This is a genomic window from Loktanella salsilacus, from assembly GCF_900114485.1.
Taxonomy (GTDB): domain Bacteria; phylum Pseudomonadota; class Alphaproteobacteria; order Rhodobacterales; family Rhodobacteraceae; genus Loktanella; species Loktanella salsilacus.
Map to the genome: position 1 here is coordinate 1 of NZ_FOTF01000043.1, position 11873 is coordinate 11873.

Annotated in this window: 10 protein-coding genes; 8 read left to right on the top strand and 2 right to left on the bottom strand. The window is 60.6% G+C overall.

Annotated elements, in window-relative coordinates; genetic code table 11:
* The 4 genes from BM131_RS19050 to BM131_RS19065 form a co-directional block, all read left to right on the top strand.
* On the top strand, positions 1 to 298 hold a 298-nt coding region (locus BM131_RS19050; RefSeq protein ID WP_139222720.1), incomplete at its 5' end, for a transposase domain-containing protein.
* Complete coding sequence (locus tag BM131_RS19055; protein WP_139222721.1) at positions 255 to 2126, top strand: ATP-binding protein; 1872 nt, start codon at positions 255 to 257, stop codon at positions 2124 to 2126. The genes BM131_RS19050 and BM131_RS19055, both read left to right, overlap by 44 nt.
* 209 nt (positions 2127 to 2335) lie before the next feature.
* Entirely contained in the window at positions 2336 to 2785 is a 450-nt protein-coding gene (locus BM131_RS19060; protein WP_090192003.1) for a thiol-disulfide oxidoreductase DCC family protein, read from the top strand.
* Positions 2740 to 4404: a saccharopine dehydrogenase family protein gene (locus BM131_RS19065; RefSeq protein ID WP_245754333.1), complete on the top strand. Its 1665-nt coding sequence runs from the start codon at positions 2740 to 2742 to the stop codon at positions 4402 to 4404. The genes BM131_RS19060 and BM131_RS19065 overlap by 46 nt, the downstream gene beginning before the upstream one ends.
* Positions 4405 to 4601: 197 nt before the next feature.
* Here BM131_RS19065 and BM131_RS19070 read toward each other — a convergent pair whose 3' ends face one another.
* Positions 4602 to 6647, bottom strand: a complete 2046-nt coding sequence (locus BM131_RS19070) for an ASKHA domain-containing protein (RefSeq protein ID WP_090191994.1) — start codon at positions 6645 to 6647, stop codon at positions 4602 to 4604.
* Between the two features lie 88 nt (positions 6648 to 6735).
* Complete coding sequence (locus BM131_RS19075) at positions 6736 to 7518, bottom strand: TVP38/TMEM64 family protein (protein WP_090191996.1); 783 nt, start codon at positions 7516 to 7518, stop codon at positions 6736 to 6738.
* A gap of 81 nt (positions 7519 to 7599) precedes the next feature.
* Between BM131_RS19075 and guaB the strand changes: the two genes are divergently transcribed.
* From guaB to BM131_RS19095, 4 genes are all read left to right on the top strand, one after another.
* Positions 7600 to 9051 carry an IMP dehydrogenase gene (guaB, locus tag BM131_RS19080; protein WP_090191998.1) on the top strand — a complete coding sequence of 484 codons (1452 nt, stop codon included), beginning with the start codon at positions 7600 to 7602 and terminating at the stop codon, positions 9049 to 9051.
* A 42-nt stretch (positions 9052 to 9093) separates the two neighbouring features.
* Positions 9094 to 10260 (top strand): RsmB/NOP family class I SAM-dependent RNA methyltransferase, encoded by a 1167-nt coding sequence (locus tag BM131_RS19085; protein WP_090192000.1) that lies wholly within the window; start codon positions 9094 to 9096, stop codon positions 10258 to 10260.
* A gap of 86 nt (positions 10261 to 10346) precedes the next feature.
* Positions 10347 to 11567, top strand: coding sequence for a PAS domain-containing protein (locus BM131_RS19090; protein ID WP_090192002.1), 1221 nt, complete (start codon positions 10347 to 10349; stop codon positions 11565 to 11567).
* A gap of 50 nt (positions 11568 to 11617) precedes the next feature.
* The coding region (locus BM131_RS19095) for a transposase (protein WP_139222722.1) at positions 11618 to 11873 on the top strand (256 nt) is incomplete at its 3' end.

An 11873-nucleotide genomic window follows, 5' to 3' on the forward strand; every position in this document is an offset into this window, starting at 1 on the left:
CTACGCCATGACGCGTCGTGAGATATTCGAGCGCTTCTTGATCGACGGCCGCGTCGAGTTGGATTCCAACATCGTCGAACGTGCCATCAGGCCTCAGACCATTACACGCAAGAACAGCCTGTTCGCCGGATCTGACGGTGGAGGCCGGACATGGGCCACGATCGCGACGCTCTTGCAAACCTGCAAAATGAACGACGTTGATCCTGTCGCCTGGCTGACGCTGACCCTGGAACGCATCGCCAATCAGTGGCCCAGTGCTGAACTCGATGCCCTCATGCCCTGGAATTACAGCGCCTGAACGGCCACGCCTTCCCGCTTACTTTGGTGTACCAAAGAACGTCGCTATCGGACGGAGTTTCGTTGATATTCTATTTCCTGAAGAGGGGCGTGAATTTCAGCAAAAAAGACTTGATGCCTTTAGGGAAACCGGAATTCTGCACGTTGCAGAGAAAGGGCGTCTAGAAGCGGAAATGATAGATCAGACGGGGCGTCTTTTCCCTGTAGAACTATCCGTGACGCTGGCCGAGACGACGGAAGGCCCAATCTTCGTAGCCTATGTGCGCGACATCACCGACAAAGTGCAAAAAGAGGCAGATATCCTTCATGCGCGCGATCAGGCCCTTCAAGCTTACCGCGAAAAATCCCGTTTTTTCGCAGTCATGAGCCACGAGATGCGCACGCCTTTAAACGGGCTTCTTTCGGCGATCCATCTTCTTGATGACGGTAAGCTAGATGCCAAACGTCAAGGTTTTCTGAATGCTGCGCTTACGTCAGGTGGGATCCTTTTAGGACACATCAACGACGTTCTTACGATTGAAAGCACCGAGGCCGATACCGAAGATCATAGATTTCATCCATGTGATATCATGTCGCTGACATCCAGCATGGTAGACCTTATGAGACCCCTGTCCGAAGCATCGGGATCGACGCTTCATATTGATCAGGTTGGGCTAGACGATCGCCTTATTCTGACTGCCCCTAGATCAATTCAGCAGATTGTCCTGAACCTGCTCAGCAATGCGACAAAGTTCAGCCCAAATGCCGATATTACCCTTCGTGCATTTTATGACACGGCGGTTGAGGGTGAAGTCTCGCTTCATTTAGAAGTCATAGATGAAGGTCCGGGAATTCCAGAGGACGACATTGGACGTATTTTCGAAGATTTTGTGTCGCTCGATAACCGATATGAACGTCGCACCAGCGGGACGGGCCTTGGTTTGGGAATCGTCAAGCGGTTGGTCGATACATTGAGCGGTGAAATCAGGTGCGAATCTGAAATCGGGCATGGCAGTCGATTCATCGTTGATCTTCCCGTCACAATGGTCGGCGAAACAGATATCTTTAACGCGGCCCCCCAGGAAACCTGCGCAGCACCCAAAGCTCCACATGTTGCGTTGAATATCCTGGTCGTGGACGACAACGAAATCAACCGAAGCCTATTAAAAGAAATGCTTCAGCGGCTTGGCCATACGGTTGTAACAGCCGATGGCGGACAAACGGCCATCGCGTTCGACAAGCAAAAGAAGTTTGATACGATCCTGATGGATATCTCTATGCCGGGCATCAACGGTATTCAGGCGACGGAAGCTATTTTGAATGGCGACGGGCTGAACAAAGAGACTCCGATCATCGCCGTCACGGCCCACGCCGCGCAGCAAGAACGTAGCAGATTTCAATCAGCCGGCATGGCGGCTGTTCTATTGAAACCCTTGGACAGCGCGGCTTTGCAAGCAGCACTTGCGGGAACTGCGGCGGTCGGCGGATTTGCCAATGATGATCTGACGTCCATGATGCAGCCGTTTATTGACGAAGCCCAAGTCGCTGAAATCTCTGATTTGCTTGGACACGACCGATTTTCGGATCGCATTGTGGATTTCATCCGCTACATGGATAAGGAAGTTCCAATTCTGATAGAGACTGAATCGCTTGAAACGTTGCAAAGCCGTGCGCATGAATTTGCTGGCATGTGTGGAATGCTGGGCGCAAAGCGGTTGCATGGTCTGCTGGGCGATATCGAAACGGCCTGCAAAGAAGGTGAGGATACTGTCGCGCATAATGCCGCCCAAGACATACCTTCAATTTGGAATTGTACGCGCATGGAGTTCATCAAGCGTATAAAGAGATAATCTTTCAGCGGATTTGACGAATGCGGGAATCTGTTCCCAAAGCTTGCAGAACGATTTGGCGGTGTATCGATGATCGTTAAAACTCCAATCGGCGGCGACACGACAACCATATCCCCAGTGTAGCCGCCGATCTGCCATTGCGATCTTGATGGCGCCGGGCTGCAATGGCCCTTGCGCAACCCGCTGTTGTTCAGGACAATCGCGGCCATATGTCCAAGCCATTTTCATTTCGCCTAGACCCCCAAGTTCCGACGTTTGACGATGCGGCTCCGCTGGCCGTGATGGATGCGGAATGCGCGATCTGTAGTTGGGGTGCGCGTATGATCCACCGCTTGGACCGCAGCGGAACTGTGCGCATCTGCCCCGTGCAGACGCCGCTTGGTGCGGCGCTGATGCGGCACTATGGGCTTGATCCAAGTGACCCCGCGACTTGGCTTTTCATTGACGCCGGCGTTGCGCATCAGGACTTTGACGCCGTGGTTCATGCCGCGTGCAGCTTTGGCGGCTGGGGACGGCTGGCTGCGGTGTTGTTGATCCTGCCAAAACCGTTGCGGGACTGGCTTTACCGCCGCCTTGCCCGCAACCGCTATGCCATTTTCGGCAGGGGTGACATGTGCGCGCTGCCGGACCCTGCATTTCAAAAGCGGCTGCTGCGGTGAAGGTCTTGCTGCTGGGCGGATATGGAGTTTTTGGCGCACGCTTGGCCAAATTGCTGGTCATTGACGGGCACGATGTCTGCATCGCGGGCCGCTCGCTGCGCGCCGCCCAAACCTGCGCGGCGGACCTGAGGTGCCGGGCGATCCAGATGGACCGCAGCCTAGATCTGGGGGCGCTGACTGCGCATGACGTCGTCATCGACGCGGCGGGCCCGTTTCACACCTACGGCGATGATCCCTACCGTTTGGCCCGCGCGGCGATTGCCGCTGGTGTGCACTATCTTGATCTTGCGGACGATGCGGGCTTTTGCGCTGGTATTACGGCGCTGGATACGGACGCCCGTGCGGCAGGGGTTTGCGTGCTCTCTGGCCTGTCATCAGTCCCGGCGCTGTCGTCCGCCGCCGTGCGCGCCCTTGCAGGGGGCGAGGTGCCAAGCGTCATTGATACCGCGATCCTGCCCGGCAACCGCGCGCCGCGCGGGCTGTCTGTGATGCAGTCCATCCTGTCGCAGGCCGGGCGGCCGATGCCCCTGTGGCGCGGCAACCAGTGGGAGCGGGGCTTTGGTTGGTCCCGTCCAGCAAATTATACCTTGCCGGGCGGGCTGGTCAGGCAAGGTTGGCAAATCGCCGTGCCAGACCAGCGCCTGTTCCCGGCGCATTTTGGCGCTGAAACGGTCCGCTTTCGCGCGGGGTTAGAGCTTGGCGTGATGCGGTACGGCCTTGCGCTGTTTGCCGGGCTGCGCCGTCTGTGGCCCTTTGCTGTGACGCGGCCGCTTGTGCAGGTCTTTAAGGGTTTGGCAGGCGCACTTGGCCCCTTCGGCAGCGGGCGGGGCGGTATGTCCGTAACGGTCACGACCCCGCGCGCGCACCGCAGTTGGTCCCTGATCGCCGAGGATGGCGACGGTCCCTACATCCCCGCCATTCCCGCGCGCGCCTTGCTGCGCCGCTCAAGTTTGCCCATCGGCGCTGGCCCCGCGCTAGAGGCGATAACACTTGCCGAGGCAGAGGCCGCGATGTCTGATCTGGCGGTGACGACAAAGCGCGAAGAGGTGCCAACCACCTTCATGCTCGAACGGGTTTTGGGGCAAGAGTTTAACGCTTTGCCAGACTTGCTCAAAGCGATCCACCAGACGGTGGGGGTGTCGCGGTGGCAAGGGCGCTGCGTCGTTTTACGGGGCAGCGGGTCGTGGCCGCGCCTGCTTTGCGCCGTCTTTCGGTTTCCGCCCGCGCAGCCTGATGTCGCCGTGGCGGTCACCAAAACCGTCACCCCGCACGGCGAGACGTGGGAGCGCCAGTTTGGCCAGCACCGGTTCAAATCTCATTTGTCGGTCAAATCCGGCAAGCTGCTCGAGGCTTTCTGGCCGTTCTCTTTTGTGATTGGATTGCAGCTGCGCGGCGGCGCGCTGCACTATCCGGTGACAGCGGGACGCATCGGCCCAATCCCCTTGCCGCGATGGCTGCTGCCAACGTCAGAGGCGCGCGAGTTTGTGTCCGGCGGGGTATTCCACTTCGATGTGGTACTTCTGGCCCCCATCACCAAAGGTCTGATGGTGCGCTACTCTGGCGGCCTTATCGCCAAAGAGCGCGGCGATCCCCTTTCGCCGCCGGACGATCTGTTGTGACTGCCCGCCGTGTTTGACACCGCGCTTCACGCAGTGGGGGCAGGGCGAACGGATCGGCAGGCAAGGGCGACCCGCTTCTGCTGGGACTGTTGGCACCGAAACTTGCCCGTGAATTGATCCAGCAAAAAGGGCCGCCTTGCCTGTGCAACGCGACCCTTAGATCAGCTAATCTAACGGCTCGGCCGTTATGCCGGGATTTAGTCGCGCGGCGGCCGCGCCCGTCTGCGCCGCTTGCCGTCCGCATCCACCGATCCGCCGCCGCCAAGGTTAAAGCTGACATCCGGCAAGGTGACGACGCCCATCAGATTGGGAAAGCCGTCGGTGGCATGGGGGATGGCGTTGGCATTGACGAAGTGTTCCTGAAACTTCGGCGCGATTGCCGTTTCAACCTTGGTGATCTGCCGCACGACCTGCGCAATATCGCGCCGCGCCGCGACAGAGCAGAGCGCGATCCGCGCGCCGGTGCCCGCGGCGTTGCCGGCGGATGTGACTTTATCCAGCGGCGCGTCTGGGATCATCCCCAGCACCATCGCGTGCTTGGGGCTGATATGCGCGCCAAAGGCGCCGGCCAGCGTGATCCGGTCCACGTGGTCCACACCCATTTCGTCCATCAACAGCCGCGCCCCGGCATACAGCGCCGATTTCGCCAGCTGGATCGCACGGATATCGCCCTGCGTCACGGTGATCAGCGGACCACCTGCCTGCGTGCCATCGTGCAGCACATAGGCGTGGGTGCGCCCTGTCTCGACGCAGCGTAAAGTGCCTGTCTGATCGGCAGAGCCAATCAGGCCCTTGTCGTCCAAAATCCCCGCCATGCGCATCTCGGCCACGGCCTCGATGATGCCGGACCCGCAGATGCCGGTGATCTGGGGCGTGCCGAAATCCGCGTCCGTGGACCACAGATCGCTGCCGATGATCTTGAAGCGGGGCTCCTTGGTGGCGGGGTCGATTTCCACACGCTCGATGGCACCGGGGGCGGCACGCTGGCCGGAACTGATCTGCGCGCCTTCAAATGCGGGGCCAGTGGGGGACGAACACGCCAAAACGCGGGTTTTATTGCCCAGCAGGATCTCCGCATTGGTGCCGACGTCAACGATCAACACAAGGTCGTCGGACTTGCCCGGCTCTTCTGACAGGGCCACAGCCGCCGCGTCCGCGCCGACATGGCCCGCGATGCAGGGCAGGATAAAGACCTGCGCCGCGTCGTTCATCGCCGTCAATTCCATGTCGCGAGCGGGCAGGGCCATCGCATCCGATGTGGCCAGCGCAAAAGGCGCTTGTCCCAGCTCGACCGGGTCGATGCCAAGCAGCAGATGGTGCATCACGGGGTTGCAGACAAACACCGCCTCTAGGATCTGTTCGGCCTCAATCTCGGCCTCCGTCGCGATCTGCACCGTCAGCGCGTTGATCGCCTCGCGCACGGCGGCGGTCATCTCGACCTCGCCTCCGGGGTTCATCATGGCATAGCTGACGCGGCTCATCAGGTCCTCGCCAAAGCGGATCTGCGGGTTCATCACGCCAGCGGATGCCAGCACCAAGCCATTGCGCAGATCGCACAGATGCGCGGCGATCGTGGTGGACCCAAGGTCGATGGCTAGGCCGTAGACCCGCCCCTCGTGAAAACCGGGCCAGATATCAAGCAACTGGTGGCGATCATCCAAAGACCCGCGATGCAGGGCAACCGTGACCTCCCAATTGCCTTTGCGCAGCGCCTTTTGCAGCTTGCGCAATACGGGCAAGGGCGCGTGCAGGTCTTCAATCTGCCACTGGTCCTTTAGCGCCTGTGCAAGCCGTTCCAGATCGCCAGAGGGTTCGTGCATGTCAGGTTCAACCACGGTGACGAAATACATCTTGGTCGCCGGGTCCATGATGATATCGCGCACGGCAGCGGCCTTGCGCACGACTTGGCGGTGCACCTGGCTTTCGGGCGGCACGTCGACGACGATATCGCCCTGCACGGTGGCTTGGCAGCCCAGCCGCCGCCCCTTGGGCAGGCCGCGAATGTCGTCATAGCGCTGCTCGACACTGTTCCACGGGCTCAGCGCGTCATCACGCACTGTGACGCCATGCTTGGAAAATTCGCCATAAGACGGCGACACCTGACATTTCGAACAAATGCCACGCCCGCCGCACACGCTATCAAGGTCCACGCCAAGCTGCCGCGCTGCTGTCAAAATCGGCGTGCCGACGGGAAAATGTCCGCGCTTGCCAGAGGGGGTAAAGATCACAAGAGGGTCGGTCATGGGGGCAGCCTTTGGTCTGTTCTCGCGCAACCTAGCGATTTTCAGGGGGCAGGAAAGGGTGGATGCGGCATCCGGATGCGGCAGGGCGTCACTTCAGGAAATCAGCGCCCATCAACCAGACCGCCAGCGGCACAGGGGCAGTGGCAATCGCGATGGTGAAAATCGTGAAAAGCGGCGTGAACAAGCGGCTGATCCCTGCCATCATCAAAATCCCGCCGCCGCCGCCAAGCGCCACGTTTCCTGGGATATTGAGGAGCGCCGCCACCATGCCATAGCGAAACCGCGTGGCCAGCGGGGCCAGCCAGCCGGGCAGGCGATCCGACAGGCCAGCAAGGCGGGCCTGAGGCGCTTGGGTTTTGATCCGCGACACCATTTCGCAGGCGCACCGCATATGCAGGTCGCGGAAAAATCCGTGGAGCCAATCCAATGACACCCAGCGGCCAAAGCCAAAGGCGATCAGCAGCCCCAGCACTGTCGCCAGCCAGACAAAGGGGGCGATAATCGACCCCTCCATCACCATCAGGGCGATGCCAATCTCGATCGCGGGCACAAAGGGAATGGCGATAATTAGCGCATAGGCGACGACAGACACGATCACGAGGGTCGTCAGCGCGCGGGCGCGGGCGGCATCCTCTAGATCAGCGATATGGGCTTGCAGCCAGTTGAACAGTGACAGGCCGCCCCAGACCAACGCTGCGATGATCGCAAGACGCAGGATCAGCCGCGGCACGGAACGGCTAAGCGGCGGCGGGATAAGGGGATCACTGGGTTCCATACCCGCCTTCTGCGGTGTTCTGTGCGGCGGCGCAAGCGCGGTGCAAATGACGCCGCCGCACAGCCCCGCCCCAGCCCGCGCACGCCATTTGCGCATCGACGTCCCATTTCGGCCTTTTGCCCTGCCGCATTCCATGCAATAGCGCAGTGCCAAGTGACCACATCAGGAGAGACCGTGATGGAGATTCGCGAGGCATTGACCTTCGACGACGTACTGCTTGTTCCCGCAGCATCCGCCGTCCTGCCCAGCACGGCAGACACCCGCACATTCGTGACGCAAAGCATCGCCATGAACATCCCGCTGCTATCCAGCGCGATGGACACGGTAACCGAAGGCCGCATGGCCATCGCCATGGCCCAAGCGGGCGGCATGGGCATCGTGCACAAGAACCTAGATATCGACGCGCAAGCGAAAGAGATCCGGCACGTTAAGCGCTTCATCTCTGGCACGGTTTATAACCCGGTCACGTTGACGCCCGATCAGACGCTGGCGGATGCCCGCGTGCTGATGGAACGGTACCGCGTCACGGGCTTTCCTGTCGTGAACGACAAGGGACTTGTGGTCGGTATCGTGACGAACCGCGACATGCGCTTTGCTACTGACGATAAGACGCCTGTCAGCGTGATGATGACCTCTGACAACCTTGCTGTGCTGCGCGAACCTGCCGATCTGGACGAGGCCCGCAGCCTGATGCAGGCGCGCCGGATCGAAAAACTGCTGATCACCGACGGTGTTGGCAAGCTGACCGGCCTGCTGACCCTGAAGGACAGCGAACAAGCTGTGCTGAACCCGATGGCCTGCAAAGATCACCTTGGCCGTCTGCGCGTTGGCGCAGCCACGGGCGTCGGTGATGCGGGCTTTGAACGCTCGCAAGCGTTGATCGAAGCAGGCGTCGATCTGATCGTGATCGACACCGCGCACGGCCACTCCGAAGGCGTTGCGCGCGCGGTCGAGCGGGTCAAAGCCTTCTCGAGCGCGATTCAAGTCGTCGCGGGCAACGTCGCCACCGGCGAGGCGACCAAAGCGTTGATTGGCGCAGGTGCGGATGCGGTTAAGGTCGGCATCGGCCCCGGTTCGATCTGCACGACCCGCATGGTCGCAGGCGTCGGTGTGCCACAGCTGACGGCTGTGATAGATTGCGCGCAGGCGGCAGGCGATGTGCCTGTGATCGCTGACGGCGGCATCAAGTTCTCTGGCGACTTCGCCAAGGCGATCGCAGCGGGCGCGTCCTGCGCGATGGTCGGCTCTATGATTGCTGGCACGGACGAATCCCCGGGCGAGGTGATCTTGTATCAAGGCCGCTCGTTCAAATCCTATCGCGGCATGGGTAGCCTTGGCGCCATGGCGCGGGGGTCTGCCGACCGCTATTTCCAAAAGGATGCAGCCAGCGACAAGCTGGTGCCCGAAGGGATTGAGGGTCAGGTGCCCTACAAAGGCAGCGCTGGTGCTGTTGTGCACCAGCTTGTCGGCGGTCTGCGGGCCGCGATGGGCTATACCGGCAATGCCACCGTGGCCGATATGCGCAAGAACTGTACCTTTGTTAAGATCACTGGCGCGGGTCTGCGCGAAAGCCACGTGCATGATGTGCAGATCACGCGGGAGTCTCCGAACTACCGCGTTGGGTCTTAATATCAATATGTTGCGCGGCGTTGTTAATGTGGTGCGTGACCTATGACGCCCGCCGCGCGCTATGCCTCGGCGATTGCCATTCTGGATATCGTCCTTGCGGGCGAGCCGGCAGAGCGTGCCCTGACCAATTGGGCGCGCGCGAACCGGTTTGCTGGATCCGGCGACCGGGCCGCTATTCGTGATCACGTCTATGACGTTCTGCGCGCGCGGCGGTCCTTGGCGGTTGCGGGCGGCGGGGAAGACGGCCGCGCGCTGATCCTTGGCCTGCTGCGCCGCGACGGGACCCCGCCAGAAGCCGTATTTGGCGCTGGCGGCCATGCCCCCGCTGCGCTGACGCCGGAGGAGGCGGAAGCCAATCGCACTGATCCAACGCCTGCGCAGGCTGCGGACCTGCCCGACTGGCTTTGGCCGATCTGGCAGGAGTCGCTTGGGGATGACGCGATGGCCTGCGCCGTCATGCAGCAGCACCGCGCCGGACTGCATTTGCGCGTGAACTTGTCGCGGACCACGCGGCAGGTTGCGCAAGACCGCCTGCGAGCCGAAGGCATCGCGACTTTGCCGCACCCAGATGTGGATACCGGACTGATTGTGCAGGACAATCCCCGCCGCGTTGCGGGATCTCACGCCTTTGCCGATGGCGTGATCGAGGTGCAAGACGCCGCCTCTCAGATCGCGATGGCGGCGCTGCCTCTTTCGCCCGGCCTGCGCGTACTTGACCTTTGCGCGGGCGGCGGGGGTAAGGCGTTGGCGATGGCGGACCGGATGAAATCGTCGGTCTTCGCCCACGATATCGACCCGCGCCGCATGACCGATATCGCCCCGCGCGCCATCCGCGCCGGCGTTCAGATCAAGACGCTATCGACGCAAGCCCTGCAGGGGGCCGCGCCCTTTGATCTGGTGCTGGTCGATGCGCCCTGTTCCGGCAGCGGCACATGGCGGCGCACGCCTGACGCCAAATGGCGGCTGACGGACGAAAGGCTGCATGAATTGAATGCGATACAGGCCGAAGTTATTGCGCAAGGCGCATCGCTTTGCGCGCCCGGCGGCGCACTTGCCTATGCGACATGTTCGGTCCTGCGGGACGAGAATGACGCAATCGTCGAAGCCTTTGTCGCGCAAAATCCAAGCTGGCATGCGCAAGCACCTTTGCGCCTGCAGCCATCGACACAGCACGACGGATTTTACATGGTTGTTTTGCGCCGGAACTGATGCAACGTTAGGCTGTAGAGCGACGTTAACCAATTGTTGACGGCTCCGCTCTATGCAGGTTTGACTGTGCAAAGGGGCTGGGCAAGATGATGCAAAACCTGCGTGGCAGCGACGCAGCGACCGCTGCGCCGCCTGCGTCGATGTTCTGGCTCTTTACGCTTGGCATGGCGATATTTGGATTGCTTGCGCTGTTCAGCAATGACCCTCTTTTCGTCGTTGTAACCTCTGCCGTTGCTGTGGGTTGTATGCTGATTGCGGCGTTATCCGGCTTGCGCGTCTATGGACCTAGCTTCCGCCGCAGCGCGCCTGCCTTGGCGGGGACATCATCGCAAGAGGCGATTATTGCCTTGCTCGGGCATGATGTTGATGTCGCTTATTTGACGGATTCAGACGGCGATATCGTCTACGCAAACCCGGTGGCGGTGGAACGCTTTGGCGAAATCTCTGACGGGCATCTGGCGACGGCATTTAGCCGCCTTCTGGCTAATCCAGAGGCGGTATTGTTCCGCCTACAAAACCGCGCCACCGGAACCGGAGCCGCGCGCGAAGATATCATAACGCGCACGGGTCAGTTCCGCCTGTCGCTGGTGAACTTAGGCGACGACAAGCAGCTTTGGCGCCTAGATGATCTTGGTAAAGCGAGCCGCGGCAACGGGCGTGGCGGTGATACACTGACCTTGCCGATGCTGACGGCGGGGCCCACGGACGCGATCCTTTACCTGAATGAACCTTTTCGCAAGCTATTGGGTTATCGGCCGAAATCCCTAATCGACATTTTTGGACCTGAACAATTGGCCAGCGGCCAGCTGCGCGATTTCCGCAGCGCGTCTGGCGTTGTGACGATGCTGGTTGGAATGGTTGACGGGGCCGCTGGCCGGCGCGAGGTTTATATGCTGCCCAGCGGACGGACCGCGCCATCGCAAGATTGCCCGCCTGCGCTGGCGGCGGGCTGGAACGCAATTGAGGATTTGCCAGTTCCACTGCTCAAAATCGCAAAAGACGGCACCATCACCGCCTCTAACCGCGAAGCGCGTTCGCTGTTGGGGCTGACCACGACACAAGAGCGGCGGGTGCAGGACGTGCTCGATGGCCTTGGTCGCCCTGTCGCGGACTGGGTGCGTGAATCTTTGACGGGCGGCGGCGGGAATGGCAGCCAATTTCTGCGCGGGCGCGGCGACAACCAAGAAACATTTGTGCAGGTGACCCTCAACACCGCCGATGGCCCGGAAGGTCGCCATTTGATTGCGGTGCTGAACGACGTCACAGAGCTGAAAACCTTAGAGCCCGATTTAAAACTATTTGAGTGAGTTCAGTGGTTTGTGATTCTGTTCGGTTGTGAAGCTGAATGGAGATCACAATGGCTTGGACTGAACTCACCCGCCGTCAACATGATCGAAAAGGCGATAAATACGCAAGCGATATGAAGGATGCGGAATGGGCGTTGATAGCGCCTTCGATGTCGCCGCCGAAGACAACTGGTCGGCCCCGTACGACATGTTTGCGCGACGTGGTCGACGCACTCCTCTACATTGCAACGACCGGATGCCAATGGCGTATGTTGCCCAACGACTTCCCGCCGGTTTCAACGGTTCGGGGCTATTTCTACGCGTGGC